Raw genomic sequence first — 26,054 nt, forward strand, 5'->3', positions numbered from 1 at the left:
TCATTCAGCCAACTTGAGGACACGATGAAAGACCTGTTGCACGTCGACGGCGCCCGGCTGTGGGCGAGCCTGATGGAGATGGCGCAAGTAGGCGCGACACCGCGCGGCGGCGTGCGCCGTCTCGCACTCACCGACGAGGACCGGCGCGGCCGCGATCTGTTCGCGCAGTGGTGCCGCGACGCAGGCCTGCGTGTGAGCGTCGATGAAATCGGCAACCTGTTTGCGACTCGCGCGGGTACCGATGCGGAGGCTGCGCCGGTATTGATCGGCAGTCATCTCGACACGCAGCCGGAGGGTGGGCGCTTCGACGGCGTCTACGGCGTGCTGGCAGCACTCGAAGTCGTACGCGCGCTGAACGATGCGGGCCTCACAACTAAAAAGCCCATCGAGATCGTTTCGTGGACCAACGAAGAAGGCGCGCGCTTCACACCGGCGATGCTCGGTTCGGCGGTATTCACGGGGGCGATCCCTCTGCAAGAAGCACTTGAAAAACGCGATGCGCAAGGCGTTACGCTTGCCGACGCACTCGACGCAACAGGCTATCGCGGCAAGCGCCCGGTAAACGGTGTCGCCGTCGACGCCTACTTCGAAGCCCATATCGAACAAGGCCCCGTGCTCGAAGCGAATGGCACGACGATCGGCATCGTGACGGGTGGCCAGGCGATCCGCTGGCTCGACGTGACGGTGACCGGCACGTCAGCGCACGCCGGCACGACGCCGATGCCGTATCGTCGCGACGCATTGTTTGCAAGCGCGCAGATGGCGGTCGAACTGGAGCGTATCGTCGAGCGCTATGCGCCGCGCGGGCTCGTCACGATCGGTCAGGTCGAGATTCCAAACGCATCGCGCAACACGATTGCAGGCCGCCTGATGTTCACCGTCGATCTGCGCCATCCCGACGACGCGCAGATCGATGCAATGGAACGCGATTTGCGCGACGCGTTCGCGCGACTTGCCGAGGCGCGCGGCGTGCAGCTCGACATCGCGACACGCTGGGTCAGTCCGGCGACACCGTTCGACGAGCACTGCGTCGCGCTCGTCGCCGATGCGGCCAGTGCGCTAGGCTATACGCATGAGCACATCGTCAGCGGCGCCGGCCACGACGCGATTCATCTCGCGCGTTATTGCCCGACGGCGATGGTGTTCATTCCGTGCGTCGATGGTCTGTCGCACAACGAAGCCGAAGATGCGTTACCCGACGACGTGACGCGCGGTGCCGACGTGCTGCTCAACGCGGTGCTTGCGCGCGCCGGCGTCGCACAGAAAGTGGCAGCGCACGACTGAAGATATTGCGTGATTGCGCCACACCACACTGCGCGCATCGCCCCCAACACTCGAGGCAAGACACCGACATGCTGACTTTCTTCCACCCCGACCAGTTACTGCATCATCCGCGCAGCTACCTGTCGCGCGGGCAGATGCGCTCGCCGCAGGAAGTACCCGAACGCGCGATGCGTCTCGTCGCCGCCGCGCATGCACTCGGTTTCGAGGTACGCGAACCCGCCGATGCCGGCACCGCACCGCTCGCAGCCGTACACGACACGAACTACCTGCGTTTTCTCGAAGAAGCGCATCGCGAATGGAAAAAGATTCCCGCCGACTGGGGCGACGAAGTGATGTCGAACGTCTATGTGCGCGAGCCCAACCCGTTGCGCGGTGTGCTGGCCCAGGCGGCGCGCTATCTCGCCGACGGCAGTTGTCCGGTCGGCGCACAGACCTGGCGCTCCGCGTACTGGTCGGCGCAATCGGCGGTGGCTGCGGCCGCTGCCGTCAATGACGGCGTGCGCGAAACATGGGCGTTGTGTCGCCCGCCCGGTCATCACGCGCGCACCGATGCAGCCGGCGGCTTCTGCTACCTGAACAACGCGGCAATTGCGGCGCAGTCGCTGCGCAGCCGCTACGCACGTGTCGCGATCCTCGACACCGACATGCATCACGGTCAGGGCGTGCAGGAAATCTTCTACGGACGCGACGACGTGCTGTACGTGTCGGTCCACGGCGATCCGACCAACTTCTATCCGGTGGTCGCGGGTTTCGAGGACGAGCACGGCGAAGGGGCGGGCGCCGGTTTCAACGTCAATCTACCGATGCCGCATGGTTCGTCGGAAGCGACGTTCTTTACGCATGTCGACGCGGCGTTGCAGGCGTTGAAGCGCTTCAAGCCCGATGCGCTGGTGCTCGCACTCGGCTTCGATATCTATCGGGAGGACCCGCAGTCGCAGGTGGCGGTGACGACCGAAGGGTTCGGCCGACTCGGCGAGGCGATCGGTGCGCTCGGTTTGCCGTCGGTGATCGTGCAGGAGGGCGGCTATCACCTGGAAAGCCTCGAAGCGAACGCGCGCGCGTTCTTCGGTGGCTTCGCGGGCGCGCGGGGCGGCTAGTGCGCTCCGGCTGCGCAGGCCGGCGTGCCCTGACGTCGCCGTCGGGGCACGTTGTCACCGTCGCTACGACGCCCCGTGGCCGTACACGAGCCACAACCCACAGGCAATCGCGACCGTGCCGTACACCGCATACACGGGCACCTTCAGCCTCGTGAAGCATATCGCCGAGAACACCGCGGTCAGCAGGTACACGGGTTCGTACGGTACGTGTCCGGCGATGCGCAGCACCGCGACCGCGAGAAACGCGGTCGTGACGGCGCGCAACATCCGCATGCCGTGTTCGAAGCGCGCATGGGTCTGCAACTGATGCAGGTAGCGCTGTGCGAACACGACCAGAAATCCGGACGGCACGAACAGCGCGAGGGTTGCGACCAGTGCACCGAGCCAGCCGTCCACCAGGTAGCCGAAGAACGGCACCACGTTCAACAACGGTCCCGGGGAAAGCGGCGACAGCGAGAACGCCAGCGTGAAATCGTTATCCGACACGCCGATCGCCGGCGTGACGAACAGCGTCTTCAGCACCGGCAAGGCAGAGAAGCCACCGCCGAACAGCGTCATCCCCGCCCCGGCGAGGCGCGGCCAGAGCAGCGCAAGATCGTACCGGTGCGGCAACGGCACGGCGAACAGGGCGAGCAGGATGCCGAGACCGACAAGCATTTGCCAGTCGCGTGTGGCGATCTTCAGCACGAGCGGCTGTCGGCGGACCGGACTGGCTATCCAGCCAGTCGCGAAGGCGCTGCCGAGGATCGCCACATACACGGCCGGACTATGCGCCCATGCGAGCCCGACACAGCCGAGTATGGCCGCGAGCCATTCGAGTTTGCCGCGCACGAGCGTACGCGTCTGCCGATACCACGTGACGGCGATCAGCATCGCCAGTACGACGCTGAAATGATTGAGCAGGGTTTGCGACGCAACGGCGCGCACGATTGGCGTGCGGTAGAAGATCGCGAACAGCGTCATCAGCGTGAAGAACGGCAGCACGCTCGCGACACCCGCGATCCATGCGCCTGCGCGTCCGCGCAGCGCATGCCCGAGTTGCACGGCGACATTGCAGCCCACTGGCCCCGGTACCATCCACGCCAGCGCGATCAGGTCGGCGAAGGCGATCCGCGACAGCCGGCCCTCGCGCTCCACATAGTGATTCTCCAGTTGGGCCATCAGTGCGAGACCGCCCCAAGATAGCGCCGATAAACCCAATACCACCCGAAACAGCGCCCATAGCGGTTCCCGTTCGCCACGGCGTGTTGCTTCCCTGCTGCCGGTTATTTGCATTGCTCATGCGCGTCGGAACAAGCCCGCCTCCGCGCCTCTCTTTGGCCGTGTAGTCGCGGGCGCGCGCCGCATGGCCTTAGACGCTGCGTGCCCCGTTGTCGGTGATGTCGCGGCTGGCCGTGTGAACGGTCGGCTGCGGCGATTCCGGCTTATGTATGGTTGCTGCTCATGCGGACAGTCCGCTCTCGCTCGACGCCGCACTCGTGCTGTCCGTATCGCGCTCGGGTCCGCCGCGTTTCTCTGGCATGCCGCACACACCGAAGCGATCGAGTAGCGCGGCAATCGCTTCGGCCGGCACCGGCCGCGAAAACAGGAAGCCTTGTGCTTCGATGTGGCCGAGCGCCGCGAGCCACGCAATCTGCTCTTCGGTCTCGGTGCCTTCGACCACGACCGTCAGTCCAAGCGAACGCGCGAGATTGACGATCGCCGTCACCATCACGCAGACGCTGCGGTCGCCGGGAATCGCCTGGACAAACGAGCGATCTACTTTCAGCGTGTCCACCGAGAACCGGTTCAGATACGACAGCGACGAATAGCCGGTGCCGAAGTCGTCGAGCGCGATGCGCACACCGAGGCGCTTCAACGCGAAGATTTTCTCCGACACGAGTTCGGGGTATTCCATCATCGCGGTTTCGGTGATCTCGAGTTCGAGGCGGCGCGCGGAGATACCCGTCTCTTCAATCGCGCGCGAGATCGTTTCGAACAGATCGCCGCGCCAGAACTGTACCGCCGAAATATTCACCGCCAGCGACAACGTGTCGTAGCCCTGCTGCTGCCATAGCGCAAGTTGCCGGCAGGCGGTCTGGATCACGAAGTCGCCGATCGGCACGATCAATCCGGTCGATTCCGCAACCGGGATGAATTCGCTGGCCGGAATCAAGCCGTGCTGCGGATGGTTCCAGCGCGCGAGCGCTTCGAAACCGGTGATACAGCGACGCGTCAGATCGATCTTCGGCTGGAAGGCGAGGAACAGCTGACCTTCGGCCAGCGCGACGCGCAGTTGCTGCTCCCATTTCATCAGGTGATCCGCGCGGTGCGACAACTGCGGCGAATAGAACTGGTAGCAGTTCTTGCCCGCGTCCTTGGCGCTGTACATCGCGAGGTCGGCTTTTTTCAGCAGATCGATCTCGCTTTCGTTGACGACCGAATAGAGCGCGATGCCGATGCTCGCATGCAGCACGAACGAGCTGCCGCGCACTTCGAACGGCCGTGAAAAGACATCGGCGGCTGCTTCGGCGAGATCGACCGCGCGCTTCTCGACGTTGTCGCCTTTCACGACCACAACGAACTCATCGCCGCCGATGCGCGACAGCGCGCCTCCTTCGCCGACCGCATCGGCGAGTCGTGCGGAGGTCATCTGTAGCACGATGTCGCCGGCGTTGTGGCCGAGCGTGTCGTTGACGGCCTTGAAGTTATCGAGGTCGATGAAGAGAATCGCGAGGCGCCCGAGGTTCGATTGCTGGCTGACGTCGTAACGCAGGCTTTGCAGCGTGGCGTAGCGATTGCGCAGACCGGTCAGCAGGTCGTACTCGACGAGGTGCGTCATTTCGCGCTCGCGGCCGAGCAGCTTGCCGATCAAGCCCGTGGCGACGGCGAAGAAGCTGAGCATGGCGAGCGAGATGAAACTCGCCATCAGCAGGTAGACGTTGCGCGTGTGGTTGTAGTCGGCGAATTCCTCGGCCTGCGACAGACCGACGAGCACGCCGAGCGGATAACCGTCGATATGCCGGTACGACACGATGCGCGGCACGCGATCGATCGAGTCGATGTAGGTGCCCGACACATGCGACGAAGTTGGATACGTGCCGCTTGCGGTGAACGAGCCGTTCGCGCTTTCGGCGCTGCCGGTGCGGCGTGCGAGCACGGTGCCGTTGTCGGAGATCACCGCGATCACGCCGTCGCGGCCGATCGCGGCGTTGTTGTAGAAGTCGCTCGTGAAGTAGCTCGGATCTTCGGACACGACGACCACACCGGCAAAGGAGCCGTCGGGGTGGTTCAGGCGCCGTGTCATCTGCAATGTCCAGTGGCCCGATACGCGGCCGAGCACCGGCTTGCTGATGTACAGCTGGTCGTCGTTCTCGTGCTCGTGAACCTTGAAGTGCTCGCGGTCGGACAGATCGATGTGCGCTGGATTGAGTTCCGCCGTATTCGCGATCAGTCTGCCGTGCTCGTCGATCAGCGAAACCTGCACCAGGGTCTCGCTCTGCACGACACCTTTCTCGACCGTGCTCGCCAGATCGAAACGCCCGGGCGATTTTTCATACTCGTACTTCACGAAACGCGTGATCTGGTCGACCTGGTGAATCGCCTTCACCGTGTGCTGTTCGAGCGCGGCCGAAAGGATCGCCGCCGACGCCATCGCCTCGCGATACGTGGCTTCCTTTTCAACCGACAGCCGCGCAAAGATGACTGCCCACAGCAGGATCAGCACGAGCACGCCGAGCGACGGAATAGCCAGCAGCGCGCGACGGCGCGATACGGCCTGGTCGGAGCGGTGTCTTGCGTCGCGAGCGGAAGAATGCCGGAACGGATTCATCGGACAGGTCGAGTCCCTGCGCCGTCCGGCTGCGGCCCCGGGTACATCGACATCGACTGCGATGGTTTCGAAGTTGGCTGCATGATGAACTGTGCGTGGTCGCGCGGAAGATGAGAATGGGTCGCGCGAAAACATCCGTAAAGCGCCGGATTTTGTCTTGATATTACTGAATGACGGTAGATTAAGGAAGGGCCGGAGCCACGGGTATACGCTGCCGCGAGCAGGCACGTAAAGGCCAATTGAGCCCGCATGCGGGTAACGGCGCGCTTCTGGCGCGGTTCCTCGAATACTGGCCGGTTTTATCGCGGAAATAAAAAGAATTGCGTTTGGCGCATGGCCGGTGACGCATTGATGCGCGGCGCATGATTGGGCGCGCAGGAACGCGCCGTCAGTGGGCAGATGCTCGCGTTAGCGTGCTGTCGCGTGCGGCAGATCGATCGTGCCGTCGACGATCGTCACAGCCGGCCCGCCGATCCATATCTTGTCAGCCGCGTCGTCGTAGCGGACGACGACATCGCCCGCGCGACCGAGCGCCGTACCCTGGCGTACCGTATAGCGGACACCGGGCCGCTTCTGCTGCTTAAGCAGCAAAGTGGCCAGCGCCGCATTGGCACTGCCGGTCACGGGGTCTTCGCCGACGCTGAAGCTCGCGCCCGACATCAGACAACGTAATTCGAAGGTGGCGGGGTCGCCGGTTTCGTGAGGACCGTACACCGCGATGCCGAGCGTCTTGACGGACTCGGCGACGCGCGCGAGCGCGGCAGTATCCGCCTTGATCGCAAGGCACTCCTGCGCCGAGTTCACACGGACCACGAGCCACGGCACGCCGTTGTTTACCGCACACGGCGGCGCACTGAAATCGATCGTGGCGCCGCGCAGTGCGGCATGTAGTGTGTCGTACTCGCTTTGCGGCAGCGGCACGATGGGGGCCGGCGGGGCAGCGAACGCCCAGTTGCCGTCGGTCTGTTCGACGAGTTCCACGAGCCCGACGCCGCACTGCTGGATGAGCTTGCCGGGCTGCTTCGGCCGGTAGCCGCTTTCGAGCAAAGCATGCGCGGTGCCGAGCGTCGGGTGACCGGCGAACGGCAGCTCGAAGTGCGTCGTGAAGATGCGTACGTGGTAATCGGCGCTGGGGTCGGTCGGGGTGACGAGGAAAGTCGTTTCCGACAGGTTGGTCCAGTGGGCAATCGCCTGCATCTGGGCCGTGTCGAGCCCCTCGGCATCGAACACGACCGCAAGCGGATTGCCCTTGAACGGAACGGCGGTGAAGACGTCGACCTGCTTGAAGGGAACGGTGTGCGTGGTCATCATCGGCGATCCGTTGAACAGGTTTACTTCGCGTCGCCCACTTCGGCGATCATCTCGATCTCCACACATGCGCCAAGCGGAATCTGCGCTACGCCGAACGCCGAGCGCGCGTGCTTGCCGCGCTCGCCAAACACGTCGGCGATCAGCTCGGAAGCACCGTTGGTCACGATGTGCTGTTCGGTGAACTCGAGGGTCGAGTTGACGAGGCTCATCAGCTTGACGATACGCGTTACGCGGTTCAGATCGCCGACATGCGCATGCAGCGTGGCGAGCAGATCGATTGCAATCGAACGCGCCGCGGTCTTGCCTTCCTCAGTCGCGATCGACGCGCCGAGTTTGCCGGCCCACACCTTGCCGTCCTTCTTCGCGATGTGCCCCGACAGGAACACCGTGTTCCCGGTCTGCGCGCTCATTACATAGGCGGCAGCAGGCGCACCCGCGACGGGCAGTTCGATGCCGAGTTCCTTCAGCTTGTCGTATACGTTGGCTTGAGTCATGAGAGATCCCTATGCAGTGAAAAGAGTGGGCAGGCTGCTTACACCCTGGCGCGCAGCAGCGCGCCAAGACGCGCAACGCCTTCGTCGATTTTAGCGGGCGGCACTGTCACGAACGACAGCCGCAGCGTGTGATGCTGCGCATCGCTGGCGAAGAACGGCGCGCCCGGCACGAACGCAACGTTCTGCGCGACCGCTTCGTCGAGCAGCTTCATGCTGTCGATGTGCGCCGGCAGCGTCACCCAGATGAACATGCCGCCTTCCGGCTTGTTCCAGCTTACGCCTTCGGGCATATAGCGCTCGAGCGCGGCGAGCATGGCCGCGCACTGATCGCGATACAGCGCGCGAATGGTCGGCACGTGCGTGTCGAGGAAGCCGTCCTTTACCACCTCGTGCACGATGCGCTGCGTGAAGCTCGGCGTGTGTAGATCGGTGGCCTGTTTGGCCTGCACGAGCTTGAAGTGCAGTTCTTCGGGCGCAATGATGTAGCCGACCCGCAGGCCCGGCGCGAGCACCTTCGAGAACGAACCGAGATGCACGATATGATCGGGCGCCATCGACAGCATGGTCGGCAGCGGCTCGCCCGCGTAGTCGAGTGCGCCGTACGGATCGTCTTCGATAACCGGGAACGGTGCGCCTTGCGCGAATGTGGCCAACGCGCGGCGCCGTTCGATCGGCAGACGGCGGCCGGTCGGATTCTGGAAATTGGGCTGCGCGTACAGCACGCGCGCGCCGGCTGTGAGTTCGGGCGTGAGGGCTTCGGGGATCAGGCCGTTGTCGTCGGTCGGCACCTGCACGTAGCGCGGCTCGTACATCGAGAACGATTGCAGTGCGCCGAGATACGTCGGCGTTTCGACGAGCACCGGGCTTTCCGGACAGATCAGGACCTTGCCGAGCAGATCGAGTGCCTGCTGCGAGCCGGTCGTGATGAGCACCTGGCTCGGCCGGATCTGGGCACCGTTCACCGAGTAGCGCGTGGCGACCCATTCGCGCAGCGGCAGATAGCCTTCGGTCGCGCTGTATTGCAGCGCGGCGCCCGGCGTGTCGCGCAGGATACGGTCGGATGCTTCGCGCATCCGTTCGGCCGGGAACGTGACCGGCGAGGGCAGGCCGCCCGCGAACGAGATGACTTCGGGCCGTTCCGTGACCTTCAGGATCTCGCGGATCGCCGAACTGGTGAGCTTGAGCGCGCGCTCTGAAAGTTGCCACTTCGGGGCATGAAGGTCGCTTTGATCCACAGTCTCCTCGATCTGTTTCGCTGGAACGGTTTGGTAAAAGAATGCAATTATCGCGTGACTTGCGTTTGACGTGGATGGCCGACCGCTAGCTGAGCGTGCGCGGGCCATCCGGTGTGTCGAATTCGGCGACGAGCGCGGCGGCGCCTTCCGTCGGTTCTACGTGCAGCAGGTGTGCGGCGCCGAGCCACTGCAAGTGCTCGCGCACGGCTTCCGCCTGCGGGTGCACGGCTTTCAGCTTTTTCAGCGCCAGGCCCGTTTCCGGCAGCACCGCGGACGGATGATGCGGCGTATCCCACTGGATCAGCGTCGGTACGATGCCGTCGCCGGCGCCTTGCCATGCGGGAAACGCGCCGTCGTCGGGGACGGCAAGCCCCCAGGTGAAGTCGCCGCGCGTCATCGGAACGATCGGTGCGATGCGCTGCGGATACTGCGTCTGCCATGCGGCGAGCTGCTTCGGGCGTTCCACACGCACGACCCAGTGCGACAGATACGGGCCGTTCGCGAGGCGGGCCTGCGTGGCCGGGTCGTCGAGTGCGAAGACACGTGGCCGTGGCGGCGTGTCGGACGACGCTGCCGGCGCGTCCGGGTCGATCGCGATTACCTCGAGATACACGCCACCCCACAGATTCAGCAGCCGGTTGTGCGTGCGCATCAGCGGATGCGCGCCGCCGCCGGCCGGTGCCACGCCGAGCGCATCGGCGACGTACTGCGTGCCTTCGTCGAGCGTGCGGGCGGAGATCACGAGATGGTCGAGGTAGAGCGAGTGAGCGGTCATGGCGGATCGGTAAGACGGTTTCTGATGACGGGGGCGGCGCGTTCGCGGGTGTTTCGGGTTGCTTCCGGGTGCTGGCGGCGGTCGGCGAGGCAAGCTCAGCATGCAAAACCAGCATGACAGCAGTACCGGGGCCGCTAGCATAACCGTTCGCCCCACCCCAGGCCATGCGTGCCCGCGAGAGGCGCCGCGCCACCGCGCACCATCCGCATCGTCCACGCCAATGTAGCGCGTGGCACCGGCACAGTAACGGTACAATTGCCCAGATAATGTTCGGTACAGTCGGAGAGTTCATATGTCCGTTCCGCTCGACCAGATCCCCGCTCCCCACGACGCATCGTCGACGACGCTCGTCGATCAGCTCGTGCAATGGGGCCGCCGCCGTATCGAGGAGCGTGTGTTCCGCCCCGGCATGCGCATGCCGTCCATCCGCAAACTCGCGCTCGACAAGGGTGTATCGCGCTTCACCGTGGTCGAAGCCTATGAGCGGCTGGTCGCGCAGGGTTATCTGGATTCGCGTCGCGGCTCGGGCTTTTATGTCCGCGAACGGCTCGCGGCGCCGATGCCGGGCGAGCGCCGCCTCGCCGCCGTTGCAGCCGAAACGACGGCGCCCGCGTCCAGTACGCTCGATGTTGTCTGGCTGCTGCGCAACATGCTGCAAACGTCGATGCGGCCCGAAAAGAGCCCCGGCCACGGCTTTCTGCCCAACCGCTGGCTCGACGGCGAACTGATCACCGGCGCCCTGCGCACCCTGGGGCGGCAGAGCGGGGCGCAAATGCTCGGCATCGGTACGCCGCTCGGCTTTTTGCCGCTGCGGCAACAACTGCAAACAAAGCTCGAAGAACGCGAAGTCGGCGTATCGCCCGAGCAGATCGTGCTTGTCTCCGGCATCACCCAGGCCATCGATCTGATCGCGCGCATCTACGTGCAGCCCGGCGATGCGGTCATCGTCGGCGATCCGGCGTGGTTCCAGATGTTCGGCCGCTTCGCCTCGCAGGGCGCGCGGCTGCTCGGCATGCCCTACACGCCGGAAGGCCCCGATCTCGATGCGCTGGAAACGCTCGTGCAGACCTGGCGGCCGAAAATGCTGGTGATCAACTCCGTACTGCAGAACCCGACCGGCACCTCGCTAACGGCTGCGCAGGCGTTCCGCATCCTGCGTCTCGCGGAAGAATACGACTTCATCGTCGTCGAAGACGATGTGTACGGCGATCTCTGTCCACCCGGCTATCCGGCGACGCGGCTCGCGAGTCTCGATCAGCTCAAACGGGTCATTTACCTCGGCAGTTTCTCGAAGACGCTCGCGGCCAATTTGCGCGTAGGTTTTGTCGCGTGCGCGCCGGCGGTGGCGAACGCGATTACCGACCAGAAGATGCTGGTCGGCATGACGTCGCCGGAACTGAACGAACGCGTGCTTTACAAGATCCTGACGGAAGGCCACTACCGGCGTCACGTGGAGCGGCTGCGCGCGCGGCTCGACGGCGTGCGCGACAAGACCGCGCGGATGCTCGAGAAAACCGGACTGCGCCTGTTCCAGTCGCCGGGGGCGGGTATGTTCATGTGGGCCGACACCGGCGTCGACTCGGATGGACTGGCTGCCGCGGGGCATGAGGCCGGTTTTCTGCTGACGCCCGGCAGCCTGTTCTCGCCGCACCAGGCGCCGACCACCTGGATGCGTTTTAACATCGCGAACTGCGGCGACCCGGCGCTGTCGGCGTTTCTGTGCCGCTATCTCGACGGGGCCGCCAGGCGCGCCTCTTGAAACTGCGCAGATCGTCCCTATCTGCGCGGACGGTCTGCACCGAATAGTTTCCACCGAATAAACCAGCAATACACAGAGGAAGTCCGACATGGCCCAGGAAACCATGAGCTTTCAGGCAGAAGTGAAACAGCTTCTACACCTGATGATTCATTCGCTGTACAGCAACAAGGAAATTTTCCTGCGCGAGCTGATTTCGAACGCATCCGATGCGGCCGACAAGCTGCGCTTCGAAGCGATCGAAAACGCCGCGCTGTACGAGAACGATCCGACCTTGCGTATCCGCGTGTCGTTCGACAAGGCCGCGCGCACCATCACGCTCGACGACAACGGCATCGGCATGAGCCGCGACGAAGCGGTCTCGAACCTCGGCACGATCGCGCGCTCGGGCACCAAGGAGTTCTTCGGCAAGCTGTCCGGCGACCAGCAGAAAGATGCGGCGCTGATCGGCCAGTTCGGTGTCGGTTTCTATTCGGGCTTCATCGTCGCCGATCGCATCACAGTCGAAACGCGTCGCGCGGGCCTGCCAGCCAGCGAAGGTGTGCGCTGGGAAAGCGCAGGCGAAGGCGATTTCGCGGTAGAGACGATCGAGCGTGCCGCACGCGGTACGACGATCACGCTGCATCTGCGCCCTGAAGAAGACGAACTGCTGTCGTCGTATCGACTGAAATCGATCATCCAGAAGTATTCGGATCACGTCGCGCTGCCCATCCTGATGCAGAAGGAAGAGTGGGACGCGGAAAAGAGCGAGATGGTCGCGAAGGACGAAGACGAGACCGTCAACCAGGCAAGCGCCTTGTGGACGCGCGCGAAGAACGACATCACCGACGAGCAGTACCAGCAGTTCTATCAACATCTCGCGCACGATCACGAGAATCCGCTTGCGTGGACGCACAACCGCGTCGAAGGCCGCAGCGAGTACACGCAGTTGCTGTATGTGCCCGCGCGCGCGCCGTTCGATATGTTGAACCGCGATCATCGCAGCGGGCTGAAGCTCTACGTGAAGCGCGTTTTCATCATGGACGAAGCGGAGCAACTGCTGCCGTCGTATCTGCGCTTTGTGAAGGGCGTAGTCGATTCGAGCGATCTGCCGCTTAACGTGTCACGCGAAATCCTGCAGGAAAGCCGCGATGTGAAGGCGATCCGCGAAGGCGTGACGAAGCGCACGCTGTCGATGCTCGAAGAACTCGCGAACGCCGAAGACGATGCCGGCAAGGACAAGTACAAGACGTTCTGGAATGAGTTTGGTCAGGTGCTGAAGGAAGGCGTCGGCGAAGACTCCGCGAACCGCGAACGTGTCGCGAAACTGGTGCGCTTCGCATCGACGCATACCGATACCGCCGAACAGAACGTGGCGCTCGCCGATTACGTCGCGCGGATGAAGCCCGAACAGACGAAGATCTACTATGTCACCGCCGATACGCTGCAGGCCGCGAAGAACAGCCCGCATCTCGAAGTGTTCCGCAAGAAGGGCGTCGAAGTGCTGCTGCTCACCGATCGCGTCGACGAGTGGATGCTGTCGTACCTGAACGAGTTCGACGGCAAACCGCTCGCCAGCGTCGCGCGTGGCGATCTGGATCTCGGCGCGCTGAACGACGAAGAGAAGGAAGCGCAGGAGAAGGTCGGCGAGGAACTGAAGCCGCTCGTGGAACGGATGAAGGAAGCGCTGAAGGATAAGGCGAAGGACGTGCGGCTCACGTTCCGTCTGACCGATTCGCCGTCGTGCCTCGTTGCCGACGATGGCGACATGAGCGGTTACCTGCAGCGCATGCTGAAGGCCGCGGGGCAGAATGCACCGGCCGCGCAACCGATTCTCGAAGTCAATCCGGAACACGCGCTTGTGAAGGGCTTGCATGCGGAGAACGCCGATTTCGCCGACTGGTGTCATCTGTTGTTCGATCAGGCGCTGCTCGCTGAAGGCGGCTCGCTCGACGATCCGGCGAGCTTCGTGAAGCGGACCAATGCGTTGCTGCTGGCGCGGGCGGGTTGAGTTTCGCGCTTTGAGCGGAGCGAGTGAGGCGGACAGCGATGCGTTGTCCACGACATGAACTTTGTAGATATGTTGCACTTCAAAAACGCTGCCCTAGGGCAGCGTTTTTTGTATCGATCGCGTGCGTGTGACTAAGTCGCGTTCGCTGCGCGCGCTCAGGCGGTCACCCTATAATGGCGGCCATGATCCTTCGTTTCGATGCAGCCGATGCCCACTGGCGCGTCACGCCGCTGCCCTGTTTCAGTACCGATCAGAAAGACTGGCTCACGCGCGGCGGCTCGCTGACTGCGCATCTGCGCACGCTCGGCGAGGTCGCCGTGCGCGTCACGCGTGAGGCCGTCGCGCAGCCGTGGGCCGATGAATATGCAGCGCTCGCGGTCGTGCCGCGTGCGCCGGTGTGGGTGCGTGAAGTGGTGCTCTCAGTGGACGGTGTGCCGTTCGTCGCCGCCCACAGCATCGTGCCGCTTGCAGCGAGCGTCGGCGTGTGGCTATCGATCCGCCGGTTGCGCACGCGACCGCTCGCCGAACTGCTGTATAGCGACAGCACGGTTGCGCGTTCGTCGCTCGTGAGCCGCAGGCTCGTTGCGCGGCATCCGCTGTATCGGCTGGCTGCACACGCAAGCGATGAGGTGTTGCCGCATGCGCTCGTTGCGCGTCGCTCGGTGTTCGAGCGGTACGGCGCACCGCTGATGGTGACCGAGTGTATGTTGCCCGCGCTGTGGCGGAATCTGGCTGTTACCTCGCAACTGGATGTTGAGCGTGCGCAGACGCATCCGCGTGATCATGGACGCGCGCTTGGGCATACGGCATCGCGTGCTCACCACGCAGTGCCGCCGCGGGATGCTCGCCAGGGCGAGGCTTCCTGATGCAGAAGCGCTGCTTTCCGCCGGTCGTCGATGCGAACACCCGCGTGCTGGTGCTGGGTAGCCTGCCGGGGGAAGTGTCGCTGGCGCAGTCGCAGTACTACGCGCACAAGCAGAACAAGTTCTGGCTGCTTGTCGGCGATGTGATCGAACGAGATCTGGTTGGTATGGACTATCCGGCCCGGCTCGATGCATTGCTCGAACATCGCATTGGGCTATGGGATGTCGTTGCTGAAGCGCAGCGAGTTGGAAGTCTTGATAGTCGGATACGTGACCATGCCAGTAACGATCTGATCGCGCTGATCGATACGTTGCCGAAGCTGGTGACCATCGCGTTCAATGGTGGGACCGCAGAAAGAATTGGACTGAAGGTACTCGGAGAGTATGGTGGTCAATATCGACTTCTCCGCCTGCCATCAAGCAGTCCCGCCCATGCTTCGGTTTCATACGCTCAAAAGCTAGATGTGTGGCGACAGTTGGGACAGTGGATATGAACAGGAATTTGTCTGAGACAGGGAATTACAGTTTTGACGATTACGAATACGGACCAGTTATTGTGGTTCGGGGGAGCTTTAAGGGAAGAATTGGCGAGCTAGACGATACTGAGAAAAGGCGTGGTTGCGTTTATTTCGCAGGATTTGGTATATCCTCCAAGTATGCATTATTGCCCATGTCATATTTGCGATCGCCTAATACACGGGATTTGCTACAAAGATATGAAGCCTTATGGCGTAGTCTCACTGCATATTTAGAGAATTCTTTGCAGGGTGACGCCAGAATCGATGCGTTACAGGAAATGGCGTACGTATCTAATATCCTTAGCAATCGTATGTTTGATGCGCAATTTATGACACTTCACAAAGGACTTTCAGTTTTTCTTTCGCATTCGTCCAGCGATAAGACTTTTGTTAGAGGGCTTGCTGTCGACTTGGCGGCGCTGGGGCACACGCCTTGGTTGGATGAATGGGAAATTTTAGGTGGTGAATCGATTCCCACTAGAATATCGGAAGGCATCGAGTCATCGGACGTGATACTTGTCGTGTTATCAACAAATTCGATTTCATCGAAATGGGTCGAGAATGAGTGGCAGGTAAAACATTGGGACGAGATTAGTACCCGGCGTGTTGCGGTTATACCTATCTTGTTGGAGAGTTGCGAAATCCCCACTTTATTGAGGGTGAAACGCTACATAGATTTTCGCGGTGACTATTCCATTGCGCTTCAAGATCTCGCAAGGACCCTCAAGGGACATTCAAGTCATAAGGGGGCGCGTGAGTCCTAGGTGAATACAATCGCTCATACCGGCGCAATTGCTGGGCGGGTGGCGTCCTGGATAGCAACATACGTAGTCATATCGCAACGATCGGATCGGGCCCGGTAGCCTCGTACATGGTCTTGCGGGTTACACCGAAGCGGTGCGCCTGTCGCGCGAGCCGCTTCGGCAGACTTTCTTCACCAAGCCCCACCACCTACAAAGCAAGCCTACCCATCTCACTATGCGCGCGCTGCAGCCACACCTTGACGCGCTGCCGCTCCAGCACACCGAACCCGATGCTGTCACGATCCGGGTGATTGACCGCAGCCCAAAAACTCGCACTGTGCCGATCGATTTTCTGCATCGTCGTATCAGGCAACCGACGCAGCGAAATCACACTCGCGCCAAGCGCTTCAGCGCGTTGGCGCTCACCGGACGCTTCCAGAATCTCGAAGCGATCGCCGCGCAGTTCATTGAGGACGAGCACGAGCTTCACCCGCCCGCCGAACCGGTCGAGCCACTGCCGCAGCAGATCCACCGAATCGCGCCCGGTATCCATCACATGCCACCACTTCAGCGTGAGCCCGTGCTCTTCTGCAAGCGCGATCACATCGGAATCGTCGAACCATGTTGCAAGCGAGTGCTGCGTCTGCGCCGCGAGGTCGACCAGAATGCGCCGCTGCGGATCGTCGAGCGCGTGCTCGATGATCGGGTCGAGACTGTCATGCCGGTCAGTCGCGACCGGCGCCGCATAGTCGGAATAAAACCGCAACAGCGCACCATGCGACTTGTCGGTATCGAAACCCAGAAACGGCACGTTCCGATCGATGAAATGCTGTGCCAGCACGCGGGCGACAAGCGATTTCCCGACACCGCCTTTTTCACCACCAATGAAGTGGATATAGCTCATTTCTACAGGCCCTTTGTCGTGGAGTCAGTCGTCATCGCACGCCTTCGACGAGCACCGCGCGATAACGCGCCCCTTTGAAACGATGCTGCACGACTTCCTGGTATGCAGGGCTGTCGTACCAGGCGCGCGCTTCTGCGGTCGACGGGAATTCGACGATCACCACGCCTTCAGGCGCATCCCCTTCCAGGACCTGTTGCGGGCCGTAGGCCGCGAGCGTCTTGACCGGGTGCCCCTTGAAGGTCGCGCCGACCTTGCGCATGTAAGTGTCGAGTTCTGCCTGATCCTGCGTGCTTTCCCGTGTGAAAACCATGTAAGTCGCCATGTCGTACGCTCCTGCAACGGTGTGAGGGTGCGTGTGATGATGCCACGAAACGGTGGCACGTTCAGGGCGTGCAGGGCGGCGCAATAGCAATGTCCGATTGCCAGGGCATACCCTCGGTTCTCTCTTTGTCACGGTGACAAAAAGCTTTCAAACATACTTTCATTTAAATAAAAATCAGGTTGCGTTTACCCAACAATTTTATTGTCGAAGGTTCGTTCACGGTTATTCTGCGCTCCGCCCTTTCACTAAAAAACCAAGGACGCGCTCGTGAAGACCACACTGACTACCCTGACTCTGGCAATGCTTGGCATCAGCGGCATTGCTCACGCACAAAATACCGTAACGCTGTACGGCATCATCGATACCGGCCTGACCTACGTTTCCAACCAGGGCGGCGGCCGGTTCGTCGGCATGACGTCGGGCAACGAGTCCGGTAGCCGCTGGGGCCTGAAAGGCTCCGAAGATCTCGGCGGTGGTCTGAAAACCGTCTTCCAGTTGGAGAACGGCTTTAACTCGACGAACGGCAGGCTCGGTCAAGGTGGCCGGATGTTCGGTCGCCAGGCGTTCGTTGGTTTGAGCAGCGACAAGTGGGGGACGCTCACGGCCGGTCGTCAATACGATCCGCTGGTCGACCTGATTCAGCCGTTCCAGGGCGATGGCTTCCTCGGTGGCATCTTCATCTCGCCGGGCGATATCGATAACTCCGACAACAGCGCGCGCGTCAATAACTCGCTCAAGTACACGTCGCCGTCCCTGTCCGGTCTCCAGTTCGAACTCATGTACTCGCTGGGTGGCGTGGCTGGCTCAACCGGCTCGGGTCAGAGCTACGCTGCCGCCGCCGCGTATACATCGGGTCCCGTCAACGTGGCCGCGGGTTACTTCCACATCAGCAACGGCAGCGGCGCGAACCGCGGCACCACGACCTGGGATTCGCTGTTCAACACGTCGGTCAACGGTGCGTATTCCACCGCTGCTTCGATCAACGATGCGCGTATCGCGGGCAACTACATCTTCGGTTCGGTGACCCTGGGCGGCTACTACAGCTACGCGGAATACACGGTGGACGGAAGCTCGACGTTCAAGCAGACGCAAAAGTACAACACGGGTTCGGTCTATGCCGTGTGGCAGGCGACGCCCGCGCTGCAGACCCAGGTCGGCTACGTGTACCTGAAGTCGAGCGGCAACTCGTCTGCGAAGTACAACCAGTTCGCCGTTGCAGCGGATTATTCGCTGAGCAAGCGTACCGATCTTTACGCATGGGTGGCTTACACGGCCGCATCAGGCAAGCAGGACCCGGCGGGCACGCCGGCGGTTGCCGTCATCGGCTCGGCCACGGGGGACTCCAGTTCTAACCGGCAGGCCACTGCGACCGTGGGTATTCGCCACCGGTTCTGACATCGCGTCTGGGCAGCCCGGCGCAAGCCGGGCGGTACGGGGTGGGTCGGATGCGGTAGGCGAGACGCGGGATGCTATGCTCTCGTTCGACTAAAAATTACGCCTCCGGCACAACCCCGTTCATGACCAACCTGATCAAGCGCGCTTCCGCCGAAGCGCGCGCCTTCCGCCGCAACCAGAACGAATCCGCGCAAACCAGACAGAAAATCGCGCGTACCAAACCGCGGGCGTCGCGCGACGACGCCTTCGACGAAGCACTGAGCCGCGCACCGAAAATCGACGTGCCGCGTAAGCCGCGTTTCGCTCCAGTGACGTTCTCGGAAGAGGGCGGTGTGCGCTATCTGCACTTCGGTACCGAATGGGTGCAAGGCGCGATGCGCCTGAAAAAGCCGCAGCATCTCGAACTCGAATACGCGCAGCAGATGATGGCCTGGCTGCTGTTTCTCGAAACACCGCGCCGCATCGTGCAACTGGGCCTCGGCGCCGCTGCGCTGACGAAGTTTGCGCATCGCTTCCTGAAGCGTGCGCACGTCGAAGCGGTCGAACTGAATCCGGCCGTCGTCGTCGCCGCGCGCACGATGTTCGAGTTGCCGTCCGACGATGCGCGCCTCTCGGTGCACGAAACCGACGCGTGGGACTTCGTGAACGACCGCGCGAATCACGGCACGATCGGCGCCATGCAGATCGACGTCTACGATGCGACTGCGCGCGGCCCGGTGCTCGACAGTGTGGCGTTCTATCGCGCGGTACGGGCATGCCTTGCCGATGCGGGCATTGCGACCATCAACCTGTTCGGCGATCACCCGAGCTTCGAGCGCAACATGAAGCGTCTGAACGAAGCCTTCGAAGGCCGCGTGATCGCGCTGCCCGAGGTGCACGAAGGCAACCGCATTGCGCTCGCGTTCTCGGGCCCGGCGCTCGAAGTACCGTTCGCGCAACTGCAACAACGCGCGAAGCTGATCGAGAAGAAGCTCGACCTGCCGGCCCGCAAGTGGGTGAAGGGGCTGCAGGAATCGTCGGGTCAGGACGGTACGTTTTCGATCTGATCGGCAAACGCAGCGTCAGACGAAGCGGGCGCCGGGCCAGATCTGCGTGCCCCGCTCGCCATGACCGCGCGAGGTGCTCACCCTTGTCCGGCGGGGCTTTTGTCCGGGTCGGCCCCGCTTGACCGCGCGTTCGCGACTCCTATACTCTTTCGAAGCTTTCGGGGCGCCCGTGGGCGATTCATTTTCGGGTCGTGTGCCCGTCGGACACGGGCCACAATTCAATAAAAGGTAAGAGGAGACGTCATGGCTCACGACGCCGACGCGAAGAAGCCGGGCCGGCATTGGCTCTGGCTGTTGTTGCTTCCATGGATCGCGATGATCTGGGTGCCGTCCTACAACAAGGTCGAACCGCAACTTTTCGACTTTCCGTTTTTCTACTGGTACCAGCTGCTGTGGGTGCTGATCAGCGCCGTGATTACCGCAGTCGTGTACTTCAAGACCAAGACCCGTTCCGGCAACGCTAATACGAGGGACGGCGCATGATGAATACCACCGCAACCTTCGTTTTCGTCCTGTTCTTTATCGGCGTGACGATTCTCGGCTTTATCGCGGCACACTGGCGGCGCGGCGATCTCACCCATCTCGAGGAGTGGGGCCTGGGCGGCCGGCGCTTCGGCACGATCGTCACTTGGTTCCTGCTGGGTGGCGACCTGTACACCGCCTACACCTTCGTCGCGGTGCCGGCGCTCGTGTTCGGCGCGGGCGCAACCGGCTTCTTCGCGCTGCCGTACACGATCCTGATCTATCCGTTCGCGTTCGTCGTGTTTCCGAAACTGTGGAGCATTGCGAAGCGCCAGGGCTATGTGACTTCCGCGGACTTCGTGAGCGCACGCTATGGCAGCCGGATGCTCGCACTGGCGATCGCCGTCACCGGCATCGTCGCGACGATGCCGTACATCGCGTTGCAACTGGTCGGTATCGAAGTGGTGATCGGCGCACTCGGTTTCGATACGACGGGCTTCGTGGGCGATCTGCCGCTGATCATCGCGTTCGCGATTCTTGCGGCCTACACCTACACGTCGGGTCTGCGCGCACCGGCGATGATCGCGGTCGTCAAGGATCTGCTGATCTACATCACGATCGCGGTCGCGATCATCGTGATTCCCGCGCAGATGGGCGGCTTCGGCCATATCTTCAGCATGGTGCCGCCAGCCAAGCTGCTGCTGAAGGCTCCCGATGCATCGAGTCTGAACGGCTATAGCGCGTATGCGACGCTCGCGGTCGGTTCGGCGCTTGCGCTGTTCCTGTATCCGCATTCGATCACCGCGGTGCTGTCGTCGAAATCGGGCAATACGATCCGCCGCAACATGGCGATGCTGCCGGCGTATTCGCTGGTACTCGGTCTGCTCGCGCTGCTCGGCTTCATGGCGCTGGCGTCCGGCGTGAAGGACATGCCGGAGTTCGCGCCGTACTTCAAGGCGTTCGGTCCCAACTTCGCGGTGCCCGCGCTGTTCCTGCACTTCTTCCCCTCGTGGTTCGTCGGCGTCGCGTTCGCAGCGATCGGCATCGGTGCGCTGGTGCCCGCGGCGATCATGTCGATTGCGGCGGCCAACCTGTACACGCGCAACATCCACAAGGAGTTCATCAACCGCAACATGACCCACGATCAGGAAACCGGTGTCGCCAAGCTGGTGTCGCTGATCGTCAAGGTCGGCGCGGTTGCGTTCATCCTTGGTTTGCCGCTTACGTACGCGATCCAGTTGCAGTTGCTGGGCGGCATCTGGATCATCCAGACGCTGCCTGCCATCGTGCTCGGTCTCTATACGCGCAAGCTCGATCACCGCGGCCTGCTGATCGGCTGGGCGGTCGGTATCGGCGTGGGCACGTGGATGGCGGTCTCGCTGAGCCTGAAGAGCTCGATCTATACGATCCATATCGGCGATCTCGCGATTCCGGGTTATGCGGCGGTGTGGTCGCTGATGGTGAACCTCGTGGTCTCGGTTGTCGTGAGCGCGCTGGTGCGCGTGGTCGGCATGAAGCGCGCGGAAGACCGCACGCGGCCCGAGGACTATCTGGACGTAGTAGAAAGCTGAGCATTCGCGCAGCGGCGACACGTCGCTGTGCGCAAGACACACGGGCCCGCAACGAAAGTTGCGGGCTTTTCTTTTGCCGGGCGCGATAATTGGCCTTATCGTCCACGCGTCACCCGGTTCGTCTCATGGCTTTGTCCGATTCCGATCGCGATCCCGATCCTGACCGTTCAGGTTCCGCTGCCGCTCCGGTGTCGCCCGCACCGCGTTCGCCGCGCTCGCGCTTTGCGCGGCTCTGGCGCATCGCAACGTCGCCGTTCTATCGCTACCGGCACGCCAAGCTGATTCACGGCGTGCGCGTTGGTCTCGCCATGCTCGTGTCGATTCTCGCCACGACCGGTATCGACATTCCGAACGGCGTGTGGGCATCGGTGACGCTGCTGGTGGTGATCGGCGGTTTGCAGCATCAGGGCAATATCCGCAAGAAAGCGGCCGAGCGCGCGGCGGGTACGCTGCTCGGCGCAACGATCGGGCTCGGGCTGATTATCCAGCAGCACCTGATCGGCTCGTTACCGCTCACTTATGTGCTGATGTCGCTGATCGCTGGCGTGTGCAGCTGGTACGCGATCGGCAAGGCAGGCTATCTCGCGCTGCTGACCGCGATCACGATGGTGATCGTCGCGGGCCATGGCCACAACGCGATCGATGTCGGTCTGTGGCGCACGGCAAACGTGTTGATCGGCATTGTTATCGCGTTGGCGTTTTCGTTCGCGTTGCCGCTCTACGCGACGTATTCGTGGCGCTATCTGCTCGCCGACAACCTGCGCGAATGCGCGCGTATCTACACGCGGATGGTGGGCGGCGGCGCGGTTGGCGCGGCGTTGTCCGCGGAGGAGCAGACGCGCACGTTCCTGCGACTCGGCACGCGGCTCGTGCAGCTGCGCGCGCTGATACCGTCGGTGGCGAAGGAAATCGATGTGCCGCAATCGATGCTGGACGACATTCAGCGGCTGCATCGTTCGATGCTGAGCGCGCTCGAGATGATGACGACCGGCACGCTCACGCACGTCGATGCGGCGGCGCGTGCTGCTTTCGCGCAGCAGTGCGGCCCGCAGTGGCATCGGGTGCGCGGTGTGCTGCTCGGCTCGGCGCGCGCGCTGCGCTTCGCGGGCGCGACGCGGTTCAGGATGCCGGAAGCGCCGCCGGCCCCGGTCACAGTCGCCGGTACGCCGATCGATCCCGCGACGAATCTGCCGGCCGATCCGCAGCCCGACCTACCCGCCGACCTGCAGGGGCCCTACTGGCTCGGGTTGCGGCTCGCGGAGCAGGTCGAGCAGTTGCGCGCGCTGCTCGCGCAGACCGAGAGGCACTGGAACATCGATGCGCACACGAAGCCGCCCGCGTCACCGCAGTAAGCTCGTTGTCGGTTATTCCGGTTCGGGCACGGAAACCATCCACGCAATGCCGAAGCGATCCACCAGCATCCCGAAGCCTTTGGCCCAGAACGTTTTCTGGAACGGCATCGTGACCTTGCCGTCTTGCGCCAGCGCATCGTAGTAGCGTTTTGCGGATGCTTCGTCGTCGGCGGTCAGGGACAGCGAGAAGCCGGCCGGCTGGGGTGCTGCGGCGTTGCAGTCGCCGTCCGAACCCATCAGCACGGTCGTACCGATCTGAAACGACGTATGCATGACCTTGTCAGCCAGATCGGGGTTGATCGGCTGATCGGGGTTCGGCGGCGCATCGCGAAAGTGCATCTTGAGCAGGATCTGCGCACCGAGCTTGTCGCGGTAGTACTCGAGCGCTTCTTCGCAGCGGCCGTTGAAGAACAGATAAGGCTGGACGTACATGATCGTCTCCTGGATCGTTGACGTGACGGTACGCGCGGCGTCGATGCGCCGTGCATCCGAGCTCACGATTGTAGGCTTCGCCGCAGTGCATCCTGTGACGAAACTTCGGGGGCAACGTGGGGATTCGAACGAAACGCAGGCGCGCCGCTACGAGGCGACTATGAGCCAGCTACAAAGAAAAACCGCGCACGGCCTGTGGGACCGTGCGCGGTGCAGGAGAGGTGCGGCTGTCGCGTTTAACGCAGCGCTTCGATCAGCTTTTCCAGCTTGACTGCGTCGGCGGCGAAGGTGCGAATGCCTTCCGCAAGCTTTTCGGTGGCCATCGCGTCGTCGTTGAGCTGGAAGCGGAACGACGATTCGTCGACCGCGACGCGCGTTGCGTTGGTGTCCTTCGCGTCCGGCAACAGCTTGCGCTCAAGCGTGTCGTTGCTGTCCTGCAGCTTTTGCAGCAGATCGGGGCTGATGGTCAGCAGGTCGCAACCGGCGAGTTCCGTGATCTGCGAAACCGTGCGGAAGCTTGCGCCCATCACTTCGGTCTTGTAGCCGAACGTCTTGTAGTAACCATAGATGCGACGCACCGACTTCACGCCCGGATCGTTTGCGCCACCGTCTTTCACTTCATCCCATGCGCTGCCCGCCGACTTCTTGTACCAGTCATAGATGCGGCCGACGAACGGCGAGATCAGCTGTGCGCCCGCTTCCGCGCAGGCAGCGGCCTGGGCAAGCGAGAACAGCAGCGTCATGTTGCAGTGGATGCCTTCTTTTTGCAGTACCTCGGCGGCACGGATGCCTTCCCACGTCGACGCGAGCTTGATCAGGATGCGTTCGCGGCCGATGCCTGCGTCCTGATACAGCTTGATGATTTCGCGACCTTTATCGATCGAGGCCTGGGTGTCGAACGACAACCGCGCGTCGACTTCGGTCGACACGCGACCCGGGATGATCTTCAGGATTTCGGTACCGAACGCGATCAGCAAGCGGTCGATGATCGCGCCAACCGGCTTCGACGCGTGGTCGCGCACGGTTTTTTCGAGCAGCGGCTTGTAGTCGTCTTTCTGTACGGCCTTGAGGATCAGCGACGGGTTGGTGGTCGCGTCGCGGGGCTTGTACTGGGCAAGCTGCTGGAAGTCGCCGGTATCGGCGACGACGACGGTGTACTGCTTGAGTTGATCGAGTGCGGTAGTCATAGCGGGCCTTCCAGGCGCGTGGGCGCGTGGTCAAAAAGGGTGATGTTGCCGAACCGACGACCGGCAGGCGTGCCTGCCGGTCGTCCCGAAGCGCTCACGTAGCATCGCGTTCGATGTTACCGCGAAGCGCGGCTCCCGGCCTCTATTCTATGGCGGATCGGGTGATGTGTTTTTGACTTGTGCGGCGGCTGGCCCGTTCCGCATTCGCCTGAGGGTTCATTTCATCGCCCACTGCGCGGCATGCGGCGACGCCGTTCAGGCGCGCCGCGCGCTCAGCACGACCTGTGTGACCACACCCGCGACCAGCCCCCAGAACGCCGAGCCGATCGATAGCAGCGTCAGCCCCGACGCGGTCACCATGAACGTGACGAGCGCCGCTTCACGCTGATTCGGGGCCTGCATCGCGTTGGCGAGACCGCTCGAGATCGAGCCGAACAGCGCCAGCGCCGCAACCGATACGACGAGCGCTTGCGGCAGCGCTGCGAAGAGCGCGGCGATCGTCGCGCCGAAAATCCCCGCGAGCAGGTAGAACATGCCGCACCAGAGCGCCGCGGTGTAGCGTTTTGACCGGTCCTCGTGCGCTTGCGGACCGGTGCAGAGGGCGGCGGTAATGGCGGCGAGATTGATGCCGTGTGAGCCGAACGGAGCGAACACGAGCGAAGCGAGACCGGTCGTCGCGATCAACGGTGCCGAGGGTGTCTGGTAGCCGTCGGCGCGCAGTACGGCAATCCCCGGCACGTTCTGCGAGGCCATCGCGACGACAAAGAGCGGGATGCCGATGCTGACGATTGCCGCAATCGAGAACGACGGCAGCGTCAATACGGGGTGCGCGAACGCGACATGGAAGCGGCTGAAGTCGAGCAACCCAAGGCCGCCCGCGACCGCGGTCCCGACAATCAGCGTCGTGACTATCGCATAGCGCGGCGCGAACCGCTTGACGATCAGGTACGTGAAAAACATCGTCAGCACGAGTGCGGTGCGCGACTGCGCGGCGTGAAAGATGCCGATGCCGATCTCGAACAGGATGCCCGCGAGCAATGCCGATGCGATACCGGCCGGGATCTTCTTCATCAGCGTATCGAACCAGCCGGTCAGGCCGACCGCCGTAATCAGCAGCGCGCACACGATGAATGCGCCGATCGCCTGCGGATACGGAACATGAGGCAGCGATGTGACGAGGAGCGCCGCGCCGGGCGTCGACCAGGCAGTCACGATCGGCGCGCGAAAGCGCAGCGACAGGCCGATGGTGGTCACCGCCATGCCGATCGACAGCGCCCAGATCCACGATGAAATCTGCGCATCCGACAGATGCGCGGCCTGGCCCGCCTGAAACATCAGCACGAGCGCACTGGTGTAGCCGGTCATCATCGCGACGAAACCCGCAACCAGCGACGACAGAGAGGTATCGGCCCATGGCCGGATGCGTGCCGGTGCGGCGGCGGAAGGAGACAGGTTGGGAGTTGACGGCGGGTTCATGCGTGAAGATCGGGTCTGATGTTGTTGTTA

General features: G+C 62.7%; 23 protein-coding genes. 12 read left to right on the forward strand and 11 right to left on the reverse strand.

Translation table 11 applies throughout. The annotated features are described in order from the left end of the window. Positions 1-24: 24 nt before the first annotated feature. Together FNZ07_RS19135 and FNZ07_RS19140 are read left to right on the forward strand one after the other, a co-directional pair. The gene (locus FNZ07_RS19135; protein WP_091018565.1) at positions 25-1,284 is read left to right on the forward strand and encodes a Zn-dependent hydrolase; all 1,260 of its coding nucleotides are present in this window, start codon (positions 25-27) and stop codon (positions 1,282-1,284) included. A 68-nt stretch (positions 1,285-1,352) separates the two neighbouring features. After that, the gene (locus FNZ07_RS19140) at positions 1,353-2,381 is read left to right on the forward strand and encodes a histone deacetylase family protein (RefSeq protein WP_091018563.1); all 1,029 of its coding nucleotides are present in this window, start codon (positions 1,353-1,355) and stop codon (positions 2,379-2,381) included. Positions 2,382-2,444: 63 nt separating this feature from the next. Here FNZ07_RS19140 and FNZ07_RS19145 read toward each other — a convergent pair whose 3' ends face one another. The 6 genes from FNZ07_RS19145 to FNZ07_RS19170 form a co-directional block, all read right to left on the reverse strand. Then, on the reverse strand, positions 2,445-3,656 hold the full coding sequence (locus tag FNZ07_RS19145; RefSeq protein ID WP_091018559.1) for a chromate transporter: 1,212 nt from the start codon (positions 3,654-3,656) through the stop codon (positions 2,445-2,447). Positions 3,657-3,822: 166 nt separating this feature from the next. Beyond that, on the reverse strand, positions 3,823-6,192 hold the full coding sequence (locus FNZ07_RS19150) for a bifunctional diguanylate cyclase/phosphodiesterase (protein ID WP_091018557.1): 2,370 nt from the start codon (positions 6,190-6,192) through the stop codon (positions 3,823-3,825). Positions 6,193-6,600: 408 nt separating this feature from the next. After that, on the reverse strand, positions 6,601-7,500 hold the full coding sequence (locus tag FNZ07_RS19155) for a PhzF family phenazine biosynthesis protein (protein ID WP_091018717.1): 900 nt from the start codon (positions 7,498-7,500) through the stop codon (positions 6,601-6,603). A gap of 23 nt (positions 7,501-7,523) precedes the next feature. Beyond that, positions 7,524-7,997 carry a RidA family protein gene (locus FNZ07_RS19160; RefSeq protein WP_091018555.1) on the reverse strand — a complete coding sequence of 158 codons (474 nt, stop codon included), beginning with the start codon at positions 7,995-7,997 and terminating at the stop codon, positions 7,524-7,526. 38 nt (positions 7,998-8,035) lie between these two features. Beyond that, on the reverse strand, positions 8,036-9,232 hold the full coding sequence (locus FNZ07_RS19165; RefSeq protein ID WP_091018553.1) for an aminotransferase-like domain-containing protein: 1,197 nt from the start codon (positions 9,230-9,232) through the stop codon (positions 8,036-8,038). 85 nt (positions 9,233-9,317) lie between these two features. Beyond that, positions 9,318-10,007, reverse strand: a complete 690-nt coding sequence (locus tag FNZ07_RS19170; protein ID WP_091018550.1) for a VOC family protein — start codon at positions 10,005-10,007, stop codon at positions 9,318-9,320. 292 nt (positions 10,008-10,299) lie between these two features. Between FNZ07_RS19170 and FNZ07_RS19175 the strand changes: the two genes are divergently transcribed. The 5 genes from FNZ07_RS19175 (at position 10,300) to FNZ07_RS19195 (ending at position 15,898) form a co-directional block, all read left to right on the forward strand. After that, positions 10,300-11,766: an aminotransferase-like domain-containing protein gene (locus FNZ07_RS19175; RefSeq protein WP_091018546.1), complete on the forward strand. Its 1,467-nt coding sequence runs from the start codon at positions 10,300-10,302 to the stop codon at positions 11,764-11,766. 88 nt (positions 11,767-11,854) lie between these two features. After that, positions 11,855-13,753 carry a molecular chaperone HtpG gene (gene htpG / locus FNZ07_RS19180; protein ID WP_091018544.1) on the forward strand — a complete coding sequence of 633 codons (1,899 nt, stop codon included), beginning with the start codon at positions 11,855-11,857 and terminating at the stop codon, positions 13,751-13,753. A 182-nt stretch (positions 13,754-13,935) separates the two neighbouring features. Next, positions 13,936-14,619, forward strand: coding sequence for a chorismate--pyruvate lyase family protein (locus FNZ07_RS19185; protein ID WP_091018715.1), 684 nt, complete (start codon positions 13,936-13,938; stop codon positions 14,617-14,619). Beyond that, on the forward strand, positions 14,619-15,110 hold the full coding sequence (locus FNZ07_RS19190; RefSeq protein WP_091018542.1) for a DNA-deoxyinosine glycosylase: 492 nt from the start codon (positions 14,619-14,621) through the stop codon (positions 15,108-15,110). The genes FNZ07_RS19185 and FNZ07_RS19190 overlap by 1 nt, the downstream gene beginning before the upstream one ends. Further along, positions 15,107-15,898: a toll/interleukin-1 receptor domain-containing protein gene (locus FNZ07_RS19195; RefSeq protein WP_091018540.1), complete on the forward strand. Its 792-nt coding sequence runs from the start codon at positions 15,107-15,109 to the stop codon at positions 15,896-15,898. Before FNZ07_RS19190 ends, FNZ07_RS19195 begins: the two co-directional genes overlap by 4 nt. A gap of 187 nt (positions 15,899-16,085) precedes the next feature. Here FNZ07_RS19195 and FNZ07_RS19200 read toward each other — a convergent pair whose 3' ends face one another. Together FNZ07_RS19200 and FNZ07_RS19205 are read right to left on the reverse strand one after the other, a co-directional pair. Further along, positions 16,086-16,781, reverse strand: coding sequence for a P-loop NTPase family protein (locus tag FNZ07_RS19200; protein WP_091018538.1), 696 nt, complete (start codon positions 16,779-16,781; stop codon positions 16,086-16,088). Between the two features lie 31 nt (positions 16,782-16,812). Further along, the gene (locus FNZ07_RS19205) at positions 16,813-17,103 is read right to left on the reverse strand and encodes a DUF1330 domain-containing protein (RefSeq protein ID WP_091018536.1); all 291 of its coding nucleotides are present in this window, start codon (positions 17,101-17,103) and stop codon (positions 16,813-16,815) included. 300 nt (positions 17,104-17,403) lie between these two features. Here FNZ07_RS19205 and FNZ07_RS19210 point away from each other — a divergent pair, with 300 nt between their 5' ends. The 5 genes from FNZ07_RS19210 (at position 17,404) to FNZ07_RS19230 (ending at position 22,929) form a co-directional block, all read left to right on the forward strand. Next, complete coding sequence (locus tag FNZ07_RS19210) at positions 17,404-18,498, forward strand: porin (RefSeq protein ID WP_091018534.1); 1,095 nt, start codon at positions 17,404-17,406, stop codon at positions 18,496-18,498. A 122-nt stretch (positions 18,499-18,620) separates the two neighbouring features. After that, positions 18,621-19,544: a class I SAM-dependent methyltransferase gene (locus tag FNZ07_RS19215; RefSeq protein WP_091018532.1), complete on the forward strand. Its 924-nt coding sequence runs from the start codon at positions 18,621-18,623 to the stop codon at positions 19,542-19,544. Between the two features lie 243 nt (positions 19,545-19,787). Further along, positions 19,788-20,027, forward strand: coding sequence for a DUF3311 domain-containing protein (locus FNZ07_RS19220; RefSeq protein ID WP_091018530.1), 240 nt, complete (start codon positions 19,788-19,790; stop codon positions 20,025-20,027). Next, entirely contained in the window at positions 20,027-21,577 is a 1,551-nt protein-coding gene (gene mctP / locus FNZ07_RS19225) for a monocarboxylate uptake permease MctP (RefSeq protein ID WP_091018713.1), read from the forward strand. Before FNZ07_RS19220 ends, mctP begins: the two co-directional genes overlap by 1 nt. A gap of 125 nt (positions 21,578-21,702) precedes the next feature. Further along, positions 21,703-22,929 carry an FUSC family protein gene (locus FNZ07_RS19230; protein WP_091018527.1) on the forward strand — a complete coding sequence of 409 codons (1,227 nt, stop codon included), beginning with the start codon at positions 21,703-21,705 and terminating at the stop codon, positions 22,927-22,929. 12 nt (positions 22,930-22,941) lie between these two features. Here the strand turns inward: FNZ07_RS19230 and FNZ07_RS19235 are convergent, their stop codons facing one another. The 3 genes from FNZ07_RS19235 to FNZ07_RS19245 form a co-directional block, all read right to left on the reverse strand. Continuing rightward, positions 22,942-23,361 carry a VOC family protein gene (locus FNZ07_RS19235; RefSeq protein ID WP_091018711.1) on the reverse strand — a complete coding sequence of 140 codons (420 nt, stop codon included), beginning with the start codon at positions 23,359-23,361 and terminating at the stop codon, positions 22,942-22,944. Between the two features lie 236 nt (positions 23,362-23,597). Next, complete coding sequence (tal, locus tag FNZ07_RS19240; protein ID WP_091018525.1) at positions 23,598-24,548, reverse strand: transaldolase; 951 nt, start codon at positions 24,546-24,548, stop codon at positions 23,598-23,600. Between the two features lie 255 nt (positions 24,549-24,803). Then, entirely contained in the window at positions 24,804-26,024 is a 1,221-nt protein-coding gene (locus FNZ07_RS19245; protein WP_091018523.1) for a benzoate/H(+) symporter BenE family transporter, read from the reverse strand. Between the last annotated feature and the right edge of the window lie 30 nt (positions 26,025-26,054).

This window comes from Paraburkholderia megapolitana, from assembly GCF_007556815.1.
In the GTDB taxonomy this organism is placed as follows: Bacteria; Pseudomonadota; Gammaproteobacteria; order Burkholderiales; family Burkholderiaceae; genus Paraburkholderia; species Paraburkholderia megapolitana.